Origin of the sequence: Trichocoleus sp. AS-A1 (assembly GCF_039962015.1) — a bacterium.
GTDB lineage: Bacteria > Cyanobacteriota > Cyanobacteriia > Cyanobacteriales > FACHB-T130 > FACHB-T130.
In genome coordinates this window covers 15,386-35,356 of sequence record NZ_JAMPKG010000014.1, presented here as the reverse complement: position 1 = coordinate 35,356, position 19,971 = coordinate 15,386, and the positions used below count along the sequence as shown (strand labels likewise).

Annotated in this window: 17 protein-coding genes; 6 read left to right on the top strand and 11 right to left on the bottom strand. The window is 48.4% G+C overall.

Translation table 11 applies throughout. The features are described from left to right. Positions 1–6 precede the first annotated feature (6 nt). The 4 genes from NC994_RS12740 to NC994_RS12725 form a co-directional block, all read right to left on the bottom strand. The gene (locus NC994_RS12740) at positions 7–1,194 is read right to left on the bottom strand and encodes a serine/threonine-protein kinase (RefSeq protein ID WP_190433514.1); all 1,188 of its coding nucleotides are present in this window, start codon (positions 1,192–1,194) and stop codon (positions 7–9) included. Between the two features lie 144 nt (positions 1,195–1,338). Continuing rightward, positions 1,339–1,641, bottom strand: a complete 303-nt coding sequence (locus NC994_RS12735; RefSeq protein ID WP_190414788.1) for a TMEM165/GDT1 family protein — start codon at positions 1,639–1,641, stop codon at positions 1,339–1,341. Between the two features lie 95 nt (positions 1,642–1,736). Beyond that, a complete protein-coding gene (locus NC994_RS12730) occupies positions 1,737–2,063 on the bottom strand; it encodes a TMEM165/GDT1 family protein (protein ID WP_347275957.1) in 327 nt (108 codons plus the stop codon). Between the two features lie 208 nt (positions 2,064–2,271). After that, positions 2,272–2,622: a YkgJ family cysteine cluster protein gene (locus tag NC994_RS12725; RefSeq protein ID WP_190429480.1), complete on the bottom strand. Its 351-nt coding sequence runs from the start codon at positions 2,620–2,622 to the stop codon at positions 2,272–2,274. Between the two features lie 263 nt (positions 2,623–2,885). Here NC994_RS12725 and NC994_RS12720 point away from each other — a divergent pair, with 263 nt between their 5' ends. After that, complete coding sequence (locus NC994_RS12720; protein WP_190414819.1) at positions 2,886–3,008, top strand: photosystem II reaction center protein Ycf12; 123 nt, start codon at positions 2,886–2,888, stop codon at positions 3,006–3,008. A 159-nt stretch (positions 3,009–3,167) separates the two neighbouring features. Here the strand turns inward: NC994_RS12720 and recJ are convergent, their stop codons facing one another. The 4 genes from recJ to cysH all read right to left on the bottom strand — a co-directional run bounded on the left by recJ (position 3,168) and on the right by cysH (position 8,253). Further along, the gene (gene recJ / locus NC994_RS12715; RefSeq protein ID WP_190433511.1) at positions 3,168–5,321 is read right to left on the bottom strand and encodes a single-stranded-DNA-specific exonuclease RecJ; all 2,154 of its coding nucleotides are present in this window, start codon (positions 5,319–5,321) and stop codon (positions 3,168–3,170) included. A gap of 89 nt (positions 5,322–5,410) precedes the next feature. After that, positions 5,411–5,884 carry a hypothetical protein gene (locus NC994_RS12710; RefSeq protein WP_242032508.1) on the bottom strand — a complete coding sequence of 158 codons (474 nt, stop codon included), beginning with the start codon at positions 5,882–5,884 and terminating at the stop codon, positions 5,411–5,413. A gap of 193 nt (positions 5,885–6,077) precedes the next feature. After that, positions 6,078–7,430 carry an exonuclease subunit SbcD gene (gene sbcD / locus NC994_RS12705; protein ID WP_190433655.1) on the bottom strand — a complete coding sequence of 451 codons (1,353 nt, stop codon included), beginning with the start codon at positions 7,428–7,430 and terminating at the stop codon, positions 6,078–6,080. 91 nt (positions 7,431–7,521) lie between these two features. Then, positions 7,522–8,253, bottom strand: a complete 732-nt coding sequence (gene cysH / locus NC994_RS12700) for a phosphoadenosine phosphosulfate reductase (protein ID WP_190433507.1) — start codon at positions 8,251–8,253, stop codon at positions 7,522–7,524. A 373-nt stretch (positions 8,254–8,626) separates the two neighbouring features. On the opposite strand from cysH, the gene NC994_RS12695 reads away from it, so the two are divergent. From NC994_RS12695 to NC994_RS12685, 3 genes are all read left to right on the top strand, one after another. Beyond that, positions 8,627–8,911 carry a glutaredoxin family protein gene (locus tag NC994_RS12695; protein ID WP_190414783.1) on the top strand — a complete coding sequence of 95 codons (285 nt, stop codon included), beginning with the start codon at positions 8,627–8,629 and terminating at the stop codon, positions 8,909–8,911. 97 nt (positions 8,912–9,008) lie between these two features. Further along, on the top strand, positions 9,009–10,508 hold the full coding sequence (locus NC994_RS12690; RefSeq protein WP_190433505.1) for a UDP-N-acetylmuramoyl-L-alanyl-D-glutamate--2,6-diaminopimelate ligase: 1,500 nt from the start codon (positions 9,009–9,011) through the stop codon (positions 10,506–10,508). 328 nt (positions 10,509–10,836) lie between these two features. Next, entirely contained in the window at positions 10,837–12,489 is a 1,653-nt protein-coding gene (locus NC994_RS12685) for a DICT sensory domain-containing protein (RefSeq protein WP_190433503.1), read from the top strand. A gap of 159 nt (positions 12,490–12,648) precedes the next feature. On the opposite strand, the gene NC994_RS12680 is transcribed toward NC994_RS12685, so the two are convergent. Next, positions 12,649–14,952 carry a caspase family protein gene (locus NC994_RS12680; RefSeq protein WP_242030576.1) on the bottom strand — a complete coding sequence of 768 codons (2,304 nt, stop codon included), beginning with the start codon at positions 14,950–14,952 and terminating at the stop codon, positions 12,649–12,651. 87 nt (positions 14,953–15,039) lie between these two features. Here NC994_RS12680 and NC994_RS12675 point away from each other — a divergent pair, with 87 nt between their 5' ends. Beyond that, positions 15,040–15,324 carry a hypothetical protein gene (locus NC994_RS12675; RefSeq protein WP_348225583.1) on the top strand — a complete coding sequence of 95 codons (285 nt, stop codon included), beginning with the start codon at positions 15,040–15,042 and terminating at the stop codon, positions 15,322–15,324. A 227-nt stretch (positions 15,325–15,551) separates the two neighbouring features. On the opposite strand, the gene NC994_RS12670 is transcribed toward NC994_RS12675, so the two are convergent. Together NC994_RS12670 and NC994_RS12665 are read right to left on the bottom strand one after the other, a co-directional pair. Continuing rightward, entirely contained in the window at positions 15,552–18,440 is a 2,889-nt protein-coding gene (locus NC994_RS12670; protein WP_347276594.1) for a CHAT domain-containing tetratricopeptide repeat protein, read from the bottom strand. Positions 18,441–18,453: 13 nt separating this feature from the next. Then, positions 18,454–19,773: a CHAT domain-containing protein gene (locus NC994_RS12665; RefSeq protein ID WP_190433500.1), complete on the bottom strand. Its 1,320-nt coding sequence runs from the start codon at positions 19,771–19,773 to the stop codon at positions 18,454–18,456. Here NC994_RS12665 and NC994_RS12660 point away from each other — a divergent pair. Continuing rightward, positions 19,772–19,963 carry a hypothetical protein gene (locus NC994_RS12660; RefSeq protein ID WP_190414778.1) on the top strand — a complete coding sequence of 64 codons (192 nt, stop codon included), beginning with the start codon at positions 19,772–19,774 and terminating at the stop codon, positions 19,961–19,963. The two genes, NC994_RS12665 and NC994_RS12660, sit on opposite strands and share 2 nt — an antisense overlap. Positions 19,964–19,971: the final 8 nt, after the last annotated feature.

Below are 19,971 nucleotides of genomic sequence, written 5' to 3'. Positions count from 1 at the left end.
AAGGCGCTAGCTCTGAGGGGGCTTTTTGGGCGTTGGAGATCCCAGAAACTGACTTTTTAGCTCCTCCAATTCCAGATCGACCTGGCTGTTAGCTTTAGCAGGATTTGAAGATGGAGGTTGTGGGGACGCCGATTTTTGATTTTCGTTTTTGGCGGTGCTACCACCCATTATTTCGGCTTTTAAAGCCTCTAATTCAATATCAATTTGGCTTTTGGATGGGTTAGGGGGCTTGTTGGCAACGGGTGGTGTCACTGGCGATGATTTCAGAGGCTTGGCAGGTGTCGCTGGTGTATGAGAAATTACCGTGACTTGGGCTGGCGAAGGATTCAGGTCTTTCAAGACTTCTTCTACTGATTGATAGCGCCGACTGGGAGCAGTTTGCAGCATTTTGTCCAGAATTTTGCCCAACGAATCGCTAACTTTAGAGATTAAATATTGCCGCCAAATCCAAGCATCTTCGTTAATATCGTACAAGTCAAACGGAGAGCGCTGAGTTAATAGATGAATGCAGGTGACGCCTAAACTATAAATATCGCTAGCGAAAGAAGCTTTGCCTCTGGCTTGCTCTGGTGCCACATATTCAGGGCTGCCAATGCTGGTTCCCGTTTGGTTGAGGGCGTTAGTGGTGGCAACTTTAGACGCGCCGAAATCAACCAGAACGAGCTTGCGATCGCGACTTCTGCGAATAATATTTTCTGGCTTAATATCTCGGTGAATCACTTGTTGGCTGTGGACAAATTGCAGCACTGACAATAAATCATTCAGCAACTGACGAATCTGAGATTCGCTAAAAGCTCCAACCTGTGCTAATTCTTGGGCTAAGTTTTGCCCATCGATAAACTCTTGCACCAAATACTGGCGATCGTCTTGAGTAAAATATGCCAGTAATTCAGGAATCTGGGAATGTTTACCCAGTTCATCCAGCCGCATCGCTTCTTGGTTAAATAACTCAATTGCCTTTTTAACCGTGCTGGTGCCTTGGGCTTGCGGGTAAAACTGCTTGATTACGCAGCGCGGTTTAGAAGGTTTGTCTTCATCCACTGCCAAAAAAGTTCTACCAAAACCGCCTTGCCCAATCGGTTTGATGGCACGGTAGCGGTCTTTGAGCAGCAACTTAGTGCCGCAAGTCAGGCAAAACTTTGTATCAGAAGGATTTTGAGGGTTTGGGCAAGCTGGATTGAGGCAATAGCTCATAGTGGGAAGCGCTGCAACTGACTAAATCTATGTTGACACTCCTAGCGCTAAAGCCTTGTCTTTTTACGGGCTTTTTCCAGAATTAATGTTTTTCTGGCTGGAAGTTTCTTCCCAATCTAAAAACTCACAGCTAAAACCTGATATTTAGGGTGTCTCTTCTAAATCTTCTGGCACGTCGGTATCGGGCCACAACAAGCGGACGGCAATTAAGGCAAACCCAATGGCTGCGATCGCTTTAAGTAACCGCGCAGGCAACAGCACCGCCACGCCTTCCCCAGCAATGACTCCCAGGAAGCTAGCCAGCAGCAGTGCGGCGATCGTTCCGAGAAACACGGCGCGGGGAGATTTAGAACTGCCACTGAGCGCGATCGCTGCCAATTGGCTCTTATCTCCAATCTCCGCCAAGAATACCGTGATGAAACTAATTCCGAGAAGATGCCAATCCATAGTTGAAGGTTGGAAGGGTTAAAGGTTGAAAGTTTTGAATCGCTGACAGGTTGAACTTTCAAAGTGCCAACCTTGCAACGTGAAAATCTTGCAACTTAAAAATGCACGACATCCCACAGCAGCATCACAGAAACGAAAAGCAAACAAGCTCCCGCTGCCATGTCCAAGGTTTTAGGAGACAGCCGAGTTGCCAGCCAGCGCCCCAACAATACACCGACTAAGCTTGTAGCAATCAGTGCCACTGCCGCCCCCGCAAACACCAACCACGGCGACTGAGATTCTGCACTCATCAGCAGCGTTGCCACCTGAGTTTTATCTCCCATTTCTGCCAAAAAGATCGTCAAGAACGTGGAGCTAAAGACTGTCCAAGGCACCCGCTGGAAAAGCTTCACTTTTGGCTTTTGAGATTTAGAATGGCTAATCTTTGAAGAGGGTGAAGGCGCTGATTCAACGGCAGGTACCTGGGCGCTAGGACGCTCTAAGGCAGGCAGGCTAGGAGGCAGTGCAGAAAGTTTCACTATTGAGTTAGGCTCAACGCTAGCTAATTTTCATATTCTTTTCATTTTCTCAGAATATGGTACAAATATCAACCTTTGGTTGCTTGCAGAAGATTTAAGTTCCTAATCGGTTTCAAAAGCCAACTTCCTGGTTAAATCGGATCATTTCTAAAGAGCGATCGCCATAAACGCCTTCAATCTGTTCGCGGCAACACTCCACCGCAAAGTCATTGAGTTCCTCTGGCTCAATGCCGTACAATTCCTCAAAAACATCTGCCTGCACCCGACAAAAGCGAGGACGATCTAGATAAATCTGACATTCTCTCGTCTCCCGATCGAAATTCACACACCATCCCCCTTCGCCGACCATGCTCAGATATAGCTGTAACTCCTCTGGCATGAGATATTGATCTAAGTCAGGGCGATCTGCTGGATCGAGATGACAGCAGGCTCCACATTGCTTAACACATCGCCAAGTCGGCATTGTTCCAAACCATCTTTCAAAAAGTTCTCGTCTCTTCAGTTTAGACGCGATAAATCGCGCCTTGGAGAGAGGTTTTTCCTTGCCAGCTACAAGAAACGACTTTCTGAGGGTTTTTTGTCATTGTTTATACTTTTGTAAAGTTCTTTAAATAAAAGACGCGATCGCTGGGTAAGATTAGATGGCAAAATTTGCCAATTAGCTATTCAAATCAACACATTGTAAATACCCGTAGAAAGGCAGGACAAATGGAGATTTTCAGCGACTTGTTCAGCGGTTTGAGCAGCATCAACTGGGAAGTCATTGCTCAGCTAGGCTTTGTGGCGGTAATTATGCTTGCTGGCCCAGCAGTTATCTTCGTGCTGGCATTTCGAGGCGGCGACCTCTAAAATACTGGCATTTTGACACAAAATCGTATTTTCAACGCAAAGTACCGCAAAGGATAGCGCAGAGTCTACGCGAAGGATGAGCAGATAGCTTTGCGTAACTTGGCAAATCCCTTTGCGTTACTTTGCCTTAAAAAATCTTATCTCGCTTTCTCAGAAAACTTAGGTATTTTTCCCCGGTAGATCCAGCGCTTGCATTGCCGCTTTAATCAATGGATAAAACGGAGGTTTCGTCACATCAACCTCTTTGGCATTTTCCCGCGTGATTCCGAGTAAACCCATTCTGTGTCCTTGCTGAATCGCCAGAACCTTGCCTTCGGGATTTCTAATTTTTAACTCTTTTAAAGACTCAGAAAGGCTACAGGTATAGCGACGCTGGTTGTAGTGAAACTCAGCTTTCAGACTTGGGGAGAAGGACAATTGATGAGGTTCCCCCGTGGAACGTCGCAGACCTACTAACTCCAGTTGTACCGTGGTGTTGCCATTCCAGGTATTTTGTCGCAGTTTGTAGGCGATATCAACCCGCGACGGTAAAGGGTAATAATTGCCCCATCGCCAAGCGATCGCTTCGATTTTCCGAACCTGACTCCCGTTATCCCCAGAGTCTTGGAATTTTAATTTGACGTGACCCTTCCCGACAATTTTTTGCTCAACTACGCGGACATTCGGCGTCCAGAATACGGGATCGGCGTTTTCAATCCCGCACGGGTGAAGGGCATCAATCTGTTGGTACAGATCAAGATTAATATCGTCGAGGTTAGCCTGAACGTCAATCTTGAGCAGCGGCTTTAGGTGCTGGGGTTCCAGACACTGATGAGCAAAAAGGCTAAGACGCGATCGCAATGCAGGGAGATTTTCGGCTGGCATCGAAAAGCCCCCCGCCGCCTTGTGTCCGCCAAATTTCCCCAGCAAATCCTGACAAAACTGCAAAGCTTCAAATACGTGAAATTCAGGAATCCCCCGCGCCGAACCCCGGACGTGATGCTCATCTTCATAAGTTCCGATAAACACCGGCACGCCGTAGCGTTCCACCAAGCGCGAGGCAACAATTCCAATCACGCCATGATGCCATCCCGGTTGAACCAGCACTAACACCCGTTCTTGCTGGAAGTCAATCGACTTATCTGGAATTTGAGGTAAAACCTCACTGGCAGAATCTAACTTTTTATTCGGGGTTCCAATAATCTGGGTTTCTTCACACCAAGTAACAGCATCCCGTTCAATCTCTTCACAGAGTTGCTGTCGGTGTTTGTTAATTTGTTCGCACTGCATCGCCCGTTCCAGTGCGATTCCCATATCATCAGTTATCAGCAATTCAATCACCGTCTGCGGGTCGGCAATCCGTCCCACGGCGTTAATTCTTGGCCCCAGGCGAAACCCAATATCCTCTGGCTTTAAGGATTGTGGATTTGGGATTTTAGATTTTGGAGTTTCCGCTTCGCTGTTCTCTGTGCCTTGAGGTACACCCGCTATCTGAATCAGCGCCTGAACTCCCGCTAGTTGAGAATTCGGTAATTGTTGCAAACCCCGCTTCACCCAGCGGCGGTTTACCCCTGTTAACGGTGCTAAATCGGCAATTGTTCCGAGGGTAAAAAGTTCTAATAGTGGCTTCACCAATCCCTTCGTTTGCCCCAGCTGTTGGGCGAGGGTGACAGCCAAGATATAAGCGACGCCAACGCCCGCCACCCCGCGATAAGGAGAAGATTCTCGAATCAGCTTGGGATTGAGAATGGCATCGGCTGGAGGCAGTTTTTCGGGAATATCGTGATGATCGGTGACAATAACTTTGACACCCAGCTGCCGTGCCCGATCGATTGGCTCAAACGCAGAAATGCCGTTATCTACCGTTAAAATCAGCCAAACGCCTTCCCGGTGAAATTCTTCGACAATGCGGCGATTAATCCCGTAGCCTTCACTCATGCGGCTGGGAATCGCATAATCCACCTGTGCCCCTAACCACCGCAGTGCCCGGAGTAAAAGCGCAGTGCTAGTCATCCCATCCGCATCATAGTCTCCGCAGATCGCAATTTTGTGCTGGGATGCGATCGCTTCTTGCAACAACTCCACACTAATTGCCAAGTCGGGAAATTCTTCCAACGGTGAGGGCAAAACCTGAGATTCTGGATCTAGGAATGCTTGTGCCTCTTCTGGCGTCTCAATGCCTCGGTTAATCAGTACCTGACTCAACAGTGGTGAAAGACCCGTTGTTTTAGCTAACTGTTGGGCTAGTTCGTCTCGTACTGGAAATATTTGCCATCGATGATTGGGCAATCGGGCAGGACGAGGGGATGATTCTGAATGAGGACGATCTTGCACAGGCGTCGTATTTCCAGCAGTCTGGCTCAGCCCATCCTATCAGTTTTAATTCGTTAAATGACTGGGTCTATAGGGATATGCGATCGCTTTTAATAAACAGCAACCCGACCGTCATCTCTTAAATAAATTGTGCGATCGCCTGGAGGACGCCCACCAGGACGGACTTCGATTCGTAAAGTTCTAGGATTCGGTTTAGCAAGTCTCACTCCTAGGGGTAAACCCGTCGCATCCCACAGCAAAAGTGATAGATTCGGGTCTGTACCCCCTCCCCTCGTGAAAGACACGACTTGTCCGGGATTGAGGGGAATCGGATCGGTACCTACCACCTTTTGCATCTGAACCAAACTCGATGTCAGGTTTACCACCTCATAGGTGATGCGTTGTCCCGGTACGAACTGAATCGGGGCTGGGGGGCACTTTGCCGCACAAGTTCCCGCCAAAGCTGGTTGGATGTGTGCCGCTGCACCAACGCTAAAAGCAGCTACGACTAAAACTGCTGGTAAAAATTTAGACATTAAAGGCTGCGTTGTGACTTGCTGAGAAGTCTGTTCCCGAAAGCTCATTTACTCAAATTCTGTAATCTATTTATCTAAATTTTAAACTTTTTCAGAGTTTTTTGCTTTTTGCTGATACGCTCAAACCTGCTTTTTAGTTTATGTAATTATACGTATACTGAACAATACTTAGTATGAAAAATACGCGCATACTAAGTAATACTGAATCCTTGCAGATTTAGCACAAATTCAAGCAAGACTTTTACAGTAAACGCAGCTGGGAATCTGTCGTTGCCACAGATTGCTGACTCGGTTGATTCGTTCCTATCGCTGATGCTTCCTCAATGTCAGAAGCGTTGAACCACGCCTCTTCCTCATGTGCCAGTAACTTCTGGGCTTCTTCCAGCATCAAGGCGGCAATATCCTTAAGGTCTTCCCGATTGGCTAAGTAAGTTTTCAGCGCTTCCACAGGATCGGTGCTGGCACTAGAACCGAGTTCGGGCAAGCGAGGACGCGCTAGCTGACTGACTAATTCCGCCTGAATTGTGTAGGTGTGGGCGTCACTTAAGCTAGCGTGCAGGGCATTATTATCAATCAAATCTATCTGCTCGGAACGCAGTTTGTAGATTAGCCGCACGACAGCATCTTTGATATCTTTTTTGCCTATCGCTTTGATTAAAGCGGCTTGCGGCTCAGATGCATCAGAGACATCCACTTCGATAGTCCGGAAGGGGCGCACGGGAAGAGGACAAAATTCCCACTGGGCGTTGCCTCGTTCCAGCTGAATCATCACATAGCCTTTGTCTTCTTTTTCTTCGCTGAAATCGACTCGCTCAATACTGCCTGGGTAGATAACTGGAGGCTGGTTCGACTTGTTGAGATTCTGATGTCGGTGGACGTGCCCCAACGCGACGTAGTCAAAGCAAGGTCGCGTCAGCATCGAGATGGGGATGGTAAACCCTTTGCCGACTGCTAGGAAGCGCTCTGCACCTAAGTTAGCTCGGTCTGCCATCAGGTGAGCTAAAAGAACGGTTGGCACTTCTGGATCTAGACGCCGGATTTCTCCTTCTAGGCAAGGCTCAAGACGCTTAATTAATAACTCGTTGACTTCGGCTAGAGACAAATCTTCGGTTTCTGGGCGCGTCAGCAGGGCGGAACGGGTGAGCCAAGGGAGGGTAATGATTTGGACGGGACCGCTGCGGGTTTCGATGCGGTGGGTGACGATGCGATCGCCTACAATAAACCCCGGCACTCCTAATGTCCGATAAATACATAAACTTGCGCCTCCCTGCCCCTGAGAATGCTGGTCGTGATTCCCCACGAGCAACACCGTTGGGATCTGAGCATCGACTAAGCGGCGAAACTGACTAGCAAACGCTTCCTGTACATATGGCGGCGGCGTTGCATCGGGAAAAGCATCTCCACCGAACAAAACTAAATCGACGGGTTCGCCATTCTCTCCATCTGAGCTTTGCCCAATCGCTCGGTCAATACACTTTGATAAAGTATTGACAAAATCCTCAAGCCGTGTGTTTACTCCGGTTTCCGGATTGACCCGTCCGTGGGAGAAGCCACTCCCCATGTGAATATCGGATAGGTGGAGGATTTTAATCATTTTGCTAATTGGTAATTGGTGATTGGTCATGGGTAATGGGTAATCTTCTTGCCATTACCCATTACCCATTACCTATTACCCATTAGACATTCTAAATGTGAATTCCACATTCGGTTTTACCCATGCCGCGCCAGCGACCTGCGCGTTCGTCTTCACCCTCAGCAACGGGTGTCGTGATGGGTTCGTCGCCGATGCTGGCATATCCCTGATCGTGCAGAGGATTGTAAATCATGCCATGCTCAGCCACATAAGCCCAGCTGTCCTTGCGTGTCCAGTTGGCGAGAGGATTCACTTTCAGCCGTTGCTGTGAATCTAGTTCCAAGACTGGCATATCAGCACGAGTCACGGCTTGGTCGCGGCGGCGTCCGGTAATCCAGGCAACGGTGCTGAGTTCTGCTAGACCCCGTTGCAATGGTTCAATTTTGGTCAGGTGGTGAAATTGAGTGATGTCCTTATCCCACAGCGCTTCGCCGTATTTAGCCGCAAAGGCTTCGCGGGAGTCTAGATCGGGAATTTTGTAAGTTTGGAGGTTTAAATTGTAAAGTGCCTGCGCTTTAGCAACTAACTCCAGGGTTTGAGGAAAGTGATACAGCGTGTCCAGAAATAGGACTGGCACTGGCGTTGCTGGTTTGAGATCGCGGTATAAAAGATCCGTAATTACCAAATCATCCACATTAAAGGCGCTGGTTTGCACCAGTCCCGTGGGGATATTTGTAACACACCAAGCCAGGATCTCTCTGGGATGAGCTGTGTCAAATTTTTGGTTAAGCTCATCCAGATTAAACGAGGAGATGCTAACGGGAGCTGTGGTGCTATCGCTCATGGTACGTTTCTAGTGAATTTCTGAATTCTTTATTACAAATTATTTTACCTCTTATAAGCACCTAACCCGATCGGAGAACAGGGCTATAAATGAACATCGTGTAAAGAATTGCATGGCGCTTTACTGGCGCAGACATGGGCGCGGACAAGAATCACCCCGCCTACATTCCCTCGCCAACATCCTGCTATCGAGAGGAAGGATTGTAGAGGCAAAGCGTAGCCAGTCACAGAATGATTCTGCTGCTTTTTTTTGGGATGGGTGTCCGCTTTGAAGAAAAGATGAGATAACTTCTAATTGTTGAACCGGCAATTGATTTCTGCCAAACTGCACTAGGAGCTATCATCGCCCTATAAAAGTTTTTTGGAGAGATTGAGTGCGGTTAATTCTGTACAGCAAGCCGGGTTGCCACTTGTGCGAGGGGTTACAAGAAAAACTCGAACAAGTTTCAAACCCCCCCATTGAACTGGAAATCCGGGATATCACTACCCGCGAAGATTGGTTTCAAGCCTATCAATATGAAATTCCTGTCCTGTTTAGGGTTCGATCTCAGCGTACAGATCGAGTAGAAGAACCGTTGCCCCGTCCTTCTCCCCGCGCTACGGTGCAACAGTTGGCGCAAATGTTACAGAAATATTTGCTTGTAAAAGATAAAGAATAAGCGCGAATAGTCTTGAGTCGAGCGTCCGCCTGCTAACGATCCGATGACTCATGACTAACGATTAATGACTCGTGACGATTGTGAGGAGTTACTAAAGATGAAATTGCGAGAGTTATTAGCAACCATTCCCCAGATTGAGCAACCCTCTAGTCAGACTGCTCTGGAATTGGAAGTTAAGGGCTTAACGACAAATTCCCATGCTTGTCAACCGGGAGATTTGTTTATCGGGATGCCCGGAACGCGAGTGGATGGAGGGGAGTTTTGGGAAGGCGCGATCGCATCCGGTGCAGTCGCCGCCCTGATTTCTTCCCAAGCTGTCCAAAAACATCCCCCCAAAGGGGAAGACGCCTGCGTAATCCCAGTCGCAGACATGACTCAAGCTTGTGCCCAAGTCGCTGCTGCCTTTTATGGCTACCCAGCGCAACAGCTAAAACTGATTGGTGTCACGGGCACAAATGGCAAAACGACAACGACCCATTTAATCGAATTTTTCCTGACTCAGAGCCAGTTACCGGCGGCTTTATTTGGGACGCTGTATGCCCGTTGGGCTGGCTTTACACAAACCGCTGCCCATACGACGCCTTTTGCGGTCGAACTGCAAAAACAACTGGCAGAAGCGATCGCAGCCGGATCTCAGATGGGTGTGATGGAAGTGAGTTCTCACGCTTTGGCGCAAGGTCGGATTTTGGGTTGTCCGTTTTCCGTTGCGGTGTTCACCAATCTCACTCAGGATCATCTAGACTTCCACCACGACATGGAAGATTACTTCAATGCAAAAGCGTTGCTGTTTAGCCCTGAATATCTAAAAGGGCGGGCGGTAATTAATTCAGATGACTCCTACGGACAGCGATTGATCGAGCGGTTACATCCAGACCAAGTATGGCGCTACAGTGTCAACGATTCAACCGCCGATTTGTGGATGAGCAATCTGAGTTATGAGCCAACGGGAGTCAGCGGGCTAATGCATACCCCCAAAGGGGACGTGACTTTCCGTTCGCCCCTGGTAGGGCAGTACAATCTGGAAAATTTACTTGCCGCTGTGGGAGCAGTGTTGCATCTGGGAGTAGATTTGGAGTTAATTGCGGCGGCGCTACCCCAATTTTCGGGAGTGCCGGGACGGATGGAACGAGTGCAAATCGGTTCCCAGCAAGAGATTAGCGTTATTGTCGATTATGCTCACACGCCGGACAGTTTGGAGAATTTGCTAAAAGCGGCGCGTCCGTTTATTCCCGGTAAGATGATCTGCGTCTTCGGTTGTGGAGGCGATCGCGATCGCACTAAACGCCCGAAAATGGGTCAAATTGCCGCGCAGTTGGCAGACAAAGCCGTTGTTACCTCCGACAACCCGCGGACGGAAGATCCAGAACGGATTTTGCAAGATATTGTCGCCGGGATACCAACCTCGGCTCAACCAATCGTGGTGATTAGCGATCGCGCGACTGCCATTCATACCGCCATTTTAGAAGCCCAACCGGGTGATGGCGTCCTCATCGCGGGTAAAGGTCATGAAGACTACCAAATCTTAGGAACGGAAAAAATCCACTTTGACGATCGAGAACAAGCACGCGATGCCCTATTAAAGCGGATGCCTGGTTAAAGCAATTATGGATTTTAGATTTTAGAGTGGAGCGGTTAACTTGTAACTAGGCGCAATTCAATCTAACTTGTTGTCTCTTGAAATGGAGATTGATGGCTGGGAAAGGATTAAAGAGACACTCGCTAGATGGGTAGAAATCAAGATGAAACTATCTCTGGTTTCTCCCAATCTGCGATCCGCACCGCTGCGCTAAAAGTAGCTACAAAGAAGTTTCCAGTCAAAAGTCTTCAAAATCATCCAAGTTGATTTTCACCCATTTGTTGAGACATCAGTGCATTTAACAAGTCACCTTTTCATCCAAAAGCAACCTCTAAAATCTTAAAATCTTATGGATGCATCCCTTTACCAATTGGCTCTGCGTGTAGAGTCAGCGCCTCAGCCGCTTGCCGTGAGTGCAACTACGCTCAAGTCCTTGCTGTGGGCGCTGATGGACGTACTGATTGACCAACAACTGCCAGCCAAACTCTGGGTAAAGCTACCGCCTGGAGAAGGCTGGCAGGCGCAGATAGAACAATATCAGGAGCGGGGGCAGGTTGGGCATACCATTTATGTCTGTAACGGCAAAGAGGGACGAGAGCAGGAGAGAGTAGAAGCAGGAGAGAGCCAAAGCCAGGAAGAATTTGAAAATTCCCCTTATGCACTCACCGGATCCCCAAAAATTTCCCCCACCGCCTCGCAGATTATTCCAGTTCAACTGAAGCCGGAAAACGCAATTTCCAGAGAATATTTTTTGTTAGTGCTATCCGAACGCTTTTGCGGCTTAATTTTGGCTCATCGACCCCGTAGCGCTAAGCCATCTGCCCAGACAACTTCAAAGGATTTGGATCAAATCAAAAATATAGACTCAAAAGAGTTTCTCGCTTCTCAGTACCCGAATAAGAGCGCCCTAGGCAATCCTTACGGGGCACAGTCAGGCGTTAGCGAAAGCGTTTTGGCTTTGCAAAAGCAAATGGCTACAGCAGGCACGGAGGACAAGCGAGGACGACCGCTGCTGACAATTTGCGCTTTTGACAAGCCAGTGATTCAGGAGGTTTTGCAGGGAATCCGACCCGCGATCGCGCCCACTGAAGAGACTCTCCTCAGCAACTGGGACAAGCTATTTACCTTACCGCAATCACCCGATTTAGTACAGAATCGAGCGATCGCATCCATCCTGACTCAGTTACTGGTAAAACAAGTCCAGCAGCAAGAGGAAATCGGGCGGGGTGCTGCCGCCAATCATGCATCAACAACGGAAATCGCCGAACTCCAGCGGCAAAATCAAGCTTTGCTGGATGAAGTGCGCTTTAAAGATGAACTACTAAGCAATGCGCTGTTGGAACTGCGGACGCCGCTAACCAACATGAAAACCGCGCTGACGCTGCTAGAGTCCCCACAACTCAAACCCTCGCAGCGTCAGCGCTACCTGCATTTGCTGCATACACAGTGCGATCGCCAAGTTTCTTTGATTAGCGGTTTGATGGAGCTAGTCCAGCTAGATCGGGCAACAACACCAACGACTCTGCATCCGGTGCAGTTAGCAGACATTGTGCCTGGAGTTGTCAGCACCTATCAAGCGATCGCTCAAGAAAAAGGCATCCAGCTAGGCTACACGGTCAGTCCTAACCTTCCGGCTGTCTCCTGCTTAGAGGCATGGCTGCGACAAATTATTATCAATCTGCTACACAACAGCATTAAATTCACTCCCACTGGCGGTCAGGTGGTGGTACGCACCAAGCAACAAGGCGAATACGTACAGTTGGAATTTCGCGATACCGGCATCGGCATTGCCCCGAACGAATTGCCCAAGATTTTTGACCGCTTTTATCGCGGACGCCTAGCACCGGGCGAAGAAGTTTTCGGTGCTGGATTAGGTTTAACCATTGTGCAGCAACTTCTCCTACGTTGCGCTGGCTCTATTTCTGTCACCAGTAAACTTGGTCAGGGTTCTACTTTCAAAGTGTTGTTACCCGTTCACCATTCGACATCTGTTCAGCCGTAAGTTGGGTATCTGAATACCATTGCACGGGATATCTACCATAGATTCATCTATACCATTTCTCAGTTGGCTGGAATATATTACGCTTCTAACGGTAGGGGCTTTTTGATTGTCATGCCCCTACAGATGTATCCCACCCCATCCTGGAATGGCGATAATTGCTTATGTTTCCGCCGACTCAAAGGTAATTGACATCGCCGCCAACTCTTGAGTATCGACACGATTAATTAGCCCCAGTCCCCGAACCTCTGCCTTCTCACCACCACGACTATTTCCTGCGCCTCGGTTAAAGTCTTCTAGCAAACCATCAATTAACTTAGTTGGTTCCTCACCCAGCGTCATTGGCAACCCTGGTGCCTGTCCTCGCACCCTCGCCACTTCCTGTAATGTCTTGAGCGCTTGCTTAAGAGGAGTACCACTGGCGATTATCAGAACCTCCACCATGCCGACGGGTTTTGCGACTTTAAATCTGAACTTATCTTTTCCCGGTTGCGGGATTTGTCGCGTTTCTCCGGCTTTTACCAGAGTCGCACTCTCTTCTACCGTCCAGGTATTCGGAAAAACGATCGTCATTTCTCCTTCAGGATCGATTACTAAAACGGATACGTGAAGATCCCGATTTTCTTGGTTCGTCACCACAAACTGAAGCGGCGTTCCCAAGGGGAGTTTTAAGTTGTCGGGACCCGATCGCTCGCGGTTGAGGTTTGAGTTTTGAGTTGAAGAATTGCTGCTGTTTTGTGCGCCGCGAACCGGGAAAGTAGTTGCAAATGTCTCGCCCTCTGCTCTTTTCATAGAAGCCACCACATTCAGCCGAGAGGAACCGGGATTGAGTATCATCTTGGCAATGTGAGCTGCTAGCAGTGACTTAAATTTCGGGGTGAGACGGGCGATAGCCGCCTCTATCGATTCACCAGATGCACCAAAAGAGCCAGGAATTTGTTCTAGTGCTGGAGTGAATAAGCCGACACTGGCCATATCGGGCACAGAGGTTAAATCAGGAGTCTCTCCATTTTGCTGAAATTGACGATTCTCCTGGGTGATGCGACCTAAGAGGTAGGCGACATATTCTTCCTGTTGTACAGGCAAGACTTTGAGGCGCACAATTGCCTTAAGCGCTTGTTCTGCCTTGGCTGTGTCGTTACCCAGCGATGGATCTAGACCAATCGGTAACGTCATATCGCTGGGAATCCCGCGCATTCGCTCTTGCAGCAATGTTCCCAGTTGCGGGGGCGAGGAAACCCCGCCCCTTCCTGCATTTAGGAGTTTGCCCCGCGCCGTTAATCCTTTGCGCGAGTTCGCTTCCAACTGTACCAATCCCTGCTCCTTGCCTTGAGCGTCTATCACTGTCAAAATCGCACCTCGATCGAAGGCAGGGATGCTTTGGGAATTGACACCTCCCAACCACAACTGCACCCCATCTCCCTCAACTTTGGTGATTACCGCTTCCGCCGGGAGAGTCTGTTGGTTTAGGAAGTAAGCGGGTTCCTCTTCATTGCTTTTTTGCTTAGCTTCATATTCTGGAATTTGACCCGTAGAAGAAATCTGGTTAGTAGTACGGGCAATATTTGCGATCGCACTCGCCACGGGTTCATCCCCGGTTTGCTGCCAAAGATACTGCGTCATCACATAAGTAAATGCCCCCGCCGCAAAGCCGTTGAAGCGCTGATCCGCCGCCAGTTGCTTGCGATCGGCAGCGGCAATAACGACCCCTTTTGCAACTCCGGCTCTGCGTGCCTGAATATACTCATCCGGGGATAAATTTACCCGCGATAGCAATTGTCGCTGATATTCTTTCTCTACTGGGCTGACTTTAACTTGAGTGCCACCATCCAGCGCCCTGACGTTCAAATTCCCCCGTTTCCCGCCCCCAGCATGACAACTATCTAGAACCAGCGTCAGGTTTTCCGTATTCACTGCTGACGCCAGCAAAAACAGCGTGTGTCCTGTGATATCGGATGCAATACCCCCACGGCGACGGGCAACCACAGGTAGAGAGTTATCGGCAGGGACAATGGTACTGTTTAAACAACTTTCGCTCAGTTTTAAGACCACTTCATCGCATTCTGGGCTGTCATCTACTCGCGAACCGTGCCCGGAGAAGTGAAACACCACAACATCTCCCGGCTTCGCTTGCCCAATCAGATATTCGTCAAATGCACCCAAGATACCTTCACGAGTGGCTTGAGCATCTGTCAGGATATGGACATCCTTCTTGTTGAAGCCAAAGCGGTGAATGAGTAGATGTTGCTGCATTTCCACATCGGTGATGCAACCCGCTAAGCGATCGCTACTATTTTGATAAGCGTTAATTCCCACCAGCAGCGCCAGTTTGCGGGGTGTGCTTTGCGCGAGGACTTTGCCATAGCGATCGCCCTTTCGCATCACATCCAGATGGCTTAAACCCAAAGTTGCCAGCGTCGATCCGGCAAATTGCAAAAACTGACGGCGCTTGATGTGAGACATCATCAATGTTTCCTCAAGTGGTGCAGGATGAAAGGCTGAGATTACTGAAATCCTGTGTTCAACGAGCTATGTTGACGACGGCACAGATTAGTGACATGGTTAACTGTGTTCTATTTATATCGGAAGTCGTTAACGATGCGCTGCGCTATTTTAAGTCGTGCTGGTCAAGTTTTGGCAAACGGAAATTTTATCATTCAACAAGATGAAAATGGCGATCTGAGGTTGGATTTCCGCACAGATGGAGGAAAAATCCTCCAAGGAGGAATCATCGAGCCGGATGGCGACTTAACCTCAGCCAGTAAAGTTCTCTATCGCCAGTTTTTTGAAGCTTGGGGAGTCAGCGAGATCGCACTGACCGCTATGCCTAAGTTCTAGCGTCAACTTTGGGTGGAAACTTATTTTATTTGTCAGGTTGGTAATGGTTAATAAAGAATAGGTGGAAGGATAAAAAAACAATTATCCATTACTGACCAATCATCAAAAAAATAATTAACTAGATTCGATTTCACTTATTTTTCCTAATCGTTGTAGAAAAAATTTTGTCATTAGTTAGAAATAAATTCTCTAACAAATCTTTGCCAAGCGCTCAGATGAATATTGCCTTATTCAGCTTCGCCAATCAAAGTAAATGCTGCCCACTGCACGGGATCTGAATATTGTTGCTGTTTCATGGTTGTCAGCATCGCATTTCGCAATGCCGTAGCTTTATCAGCCTTTTGCTGAAGATTTTTATAAAACTCCGTCATCAAAAAAGCAGTCGAATTATCCGGGACTTGCCATAGAGAGACCACCACGCTAGGCACACCAGCGGAAATTAAAGAACGGGATAAACCAATAACACCATCGCCCGTAATGCGTCCTCGTCCGGTGTCGCAAGCACTCAGAACCACTAATTCAGCATTCAATTTTAGATTGAGGATTTCTTCAGCAGTGAGCAACCCATCATTCTGGTTAGATGGAGCGAGAGCGATCGCACTTCCCAATCCCCGGTAATCATCTAGTAAGCCATGAGTAGCTAGATGAATGATTCGCGCTTTAGGCAATGCTTGCGCGATCGCGACTTTGGTGGCTTGGCTACCAGTAATCGCTTGAGTTTTGAGTAGTTTAGCAATATCCTTTGCTTCCTGTTCAGCCCACGGCAAATTAGGTAACTGCTGCGCTGGTTCTCCAGGGTTCAGCACCACTCCAGGCATTATCGGATTACCTACTACTAACGCCTCTTGTAGAGATGGGATTGATTGTGTCTCCACACGTTGCCTTTGCTGATGAGTTAAATCCAGCACTTGAATTGAAGGAGCCGTGAGAATCGTATGTTTTTCAATCAGGTATTTGCCAGAAGCATCTTGGAGAGCTGGAAAAGGAGTAAGGAACAACTCGTGCTGCGGGATAAAGATTACACGAGCTTTTGGATCGCTAGGCAACCGATCGCCAATCGGTTCAATAAGCAATTTGTGAATTTGTTGTAATCGTCTAGTTGGTTTTTCCTCTTCTATAAGCTCCGCTACCACACCTCCACCACGTCCTCTGACTCCCATTGATTGACGGGAACTGAAAACCAGGTTTGCCAGCGAGGTATTCTGCTGCTGCCACAAAGGTTTGAGATCGACTTTGCGAAACGTCACTTCACCTGTAGGGTTGATTACCCAAATATAGAGTTCTGATTCCTTAGTTTGTTCTTTACCTTGAACTTTGAAAGCATCGTAAATAATCGAATACTGAACTAGGGTGGCATTTTGAGAGGCGGCAATTTGTTTGATTCGCTCGATAGTAGGAGATTGCAGCTTAGAAGGTTGATTTGAACCTTCAGCCTGTAACTTATCAATCTGCAATCTACTAGCCAGTAACTCTACAAAGGCCCGTGCCCGACCCCGCTCGGCAACTTCCAGCGCTGCATCGGTCTTATTCTGAGCAATGAAGACTTGTTGTAAAGTGCGGTAGCTATTAGATTGCATTTCAAAAATTGACACTTTGTTGGCATCATTTAACTCACGCCGTAGAGATTCCCTCACCTCAATTGCGTCGATAAGGGTTTTCTCCGCTGCTTTTAGATTGCCTGCTTTATAGAGAGCAAGCCCTAGATTTCCTAGAGCTTGTCCCTCTCCAGAGCGGTCTTTGATAGCCTTAGCGATCGCTAAAAACTGCCGTTGGTACTCAATCGCTCGTGGAAAGTCTCTCAGAGAATAATAAGTGCCTCCAAGATTTCCCAGAACCTTCCCCTCGCTTTGTCGGTCTTTTATTTGCTTGGCAATCGCTAAAGTCTGCTGGTAGTAATCAATTGCCCGTTGAAAGCCCCCCAGGGAATTGTAAGCAAGTCCCAGATTGCCCAGAGCATGACTTTCGCTAGAACGGTTCTGGATCGCTCGTGCGATCGCCAAAACTTGCTGAAAATAATCAATTGCTTTGCTGTAGTCGCCCAAGGCAGAGTAGGCAACTCCCAGATTTCCCAAAGCATTCCCCTCGCCATAACGGTCTTGGATTTCTCTTGCGATCGCTAAATTCTGCTGATGATACTCAATCGCCTGTGGAAAATCCCCCAGGTTACGGTAAATAACGCCCAAACTTCCCAGAGCTTTTCCTTCGCCGGAGCGATCTTTGATTGCCTTTGCGATCGCTAAATTCTGCTGTTGGTACTCAATCGCTCGTGCAAAGTCTCCCAGAGAATTGTAGGCAAGTCCCAGATTTCTTAGAGCATTCCCCTCGGCTTGGCGATCTTTCATCTCCTTCGCGATCACTAAGTATTGCTGGTTGTACTCAATCGCCCGTGGAAAGTCCCCCAGGTTACGATAACTAACTCCTAAATTTCCCAGAGCCTTTCCCTCGCCAGAGCGGTCTTGGATTGCTCTAGCGAGTGCTAAATATTGCTGGTGGTACTCTATCGCTCGTGGAAAATCTCCCAAGGCGTTGTAAGCATTGCCCAGATTTCCCAGAGCCTTTCCTTCGCCAGAGCGGTCTTGGATACTTTTTGCAAGTGTTAAATGCTGCTGGTGGTACTCTATCGCTCGTGCAAAGTCCCCCAGAGAATGGTAAGCATTCCCGAGATTTCCCAGAGCATAACTCTCAATAGAGCGGTCTTCGTTCTCCTTGACAATTGCCAAAACTTGCTCGTAGCAATCAATCGCTTTGCCGTATAACCCCAAGGAAAAGTAAGCAACTCCCAGATTTACCAGAACCTGCCCTTCACTTGGGCGATCTTTTATCTCCCGATAGATCATCAATGCCTGTTGCCAAGACTGTAAAGCTGCCTCAAATTGACTGGTCTGAAACTGCTGAACACCTTGCTGAAACAGTTGGTCTGCTTCGGTACGGTCATCTTGTGTTTGCGCTAACGCTCGTGGTGCAGACAATGGGAATGGAAAATTGACAAGCAAAGGCGTCGAGACACTACTTAGGAGGGTGATGAAGGCGATTCGGATGATTCTTTGAGAAGGGATTGCTTTCACTGCTGGGTAGATGAATTGTTTTGTCAAATTGACTGGAATGAAATCAAGCACAAATGGGCTGCGCCTACGGTTCGCCAATGAGGATGAAACCCGCCCAGTTTATTGGGCTAGGATGTTTTTTCATAGTCGCTAGCATGGCGCTTCGCAGTGCAGCAGCTTTATCGGGATTCGATTGAAGATTTTTATAAAACTCGGTCATTAGAAAGGCAGTCGGCTCATCCGGCATAGACCCTAGGGGGGCAATGACGCTGGGAACTCCCGCTGCTAGAAAAGAGCGCGTTAGCCCAATCACACCATCTTCGGTAATGCGACCCAAACCCGCATCACAGGCGCTCAGGACAACTAACTCAGCGTTTAGCTTCAAATTCAGGATTTCTTCTGCTGTCAGCAACCCATCATCGGTGTTAGAGGGAGCCAAAGCGATCGCATTTCTCAATGCCTCCTCCTCATCGATTAACCCAGTCGTTGCGAGATGAATAATTCGCGCTTGGGGCATTTGCTGCACAATCGCGGTCTCAGTTGCTGCGTCGCCGGTAAGCGCTTGGGTATTGAAGAGATTCGCGATCGCGTTTGCTTCCTGTTCCGCTCCGGGCAGTTGCTGTAACAACACCGGCTTTTGTCCTATCTTGGGAGGAACGCGGGGCATCGTCGGATTCCCCACCACCAGCACATCCTTGGCAATCCCTTGGATTCGCTGTCGATGCTTGTAAAGTAAATCCAGCGACTGAATCGAGGGAGCGGTAAAAATTGCGTGTTGCTCGATCAGGTATTTGCCTTGTTTATCTTGCAGCGCTGCGAAGGGAAGCAGAAACAGAGATTTTTGCGGGATAAAGGCGACACGAGCGTTCGCAGCTTTTGGCAACAATTCGGCAATCGGCTCAACAAGCAGCTGATGAAGTTGCTGTAACTGCTTGCTTAGGCGATTGTCCTGTTTTGTCGTCACGACGATGCCACTCTTATTTGCAGCACTCCCAATCCCCATCGCCGCACGACTACTAGTCACCAACTCTGAGAGGGAGGTATTTTGCTTCTGCCACAACGGTTTAAGGTCAACCCGTCGTAAGGTGATTTCACCTGTAGGTTGAACCACCCAAATCAGCAGTTCTGATTCTTGGGTTTGTTCTTTTCCTTGAACGGGGAACGTCTCGTAATTAATTGAGTATTCAACGAGTGTGGCGTTGTGTTCTTTAGCAACTTGTCGAATTTGTTCGATATTGAGTGGATTGACGGTCGCTGGAGCCTCTGGAGTTTGTGCCAACACCTGAGAGCCAGGGAAAATTTCAGCCGTCTTCCCTGGGAAAGGGGTTAAGACAGTTGCCACAAAAGTAATCAGTAAGGGTACAAGGTTTTGCACCCCGGTAAGGCTGATTTTCTGGAGTTGCATGGCTGACAAGGTAAGTAGATGTACGGACAGTGTTTACACTGTCTTAGCCCAGGGAATCGGGCGTGTCCAGTGTTGGCTGTATCCTGGGGTAGTGGTGACGCCAACGCGACAAACCAAGCGATCGCGTATGCACTCTGATGCGCTGTTTGTGCCTCCTCTTGGGCACCCCAATATCTTGAAACCCAGTTAAAACTCTAC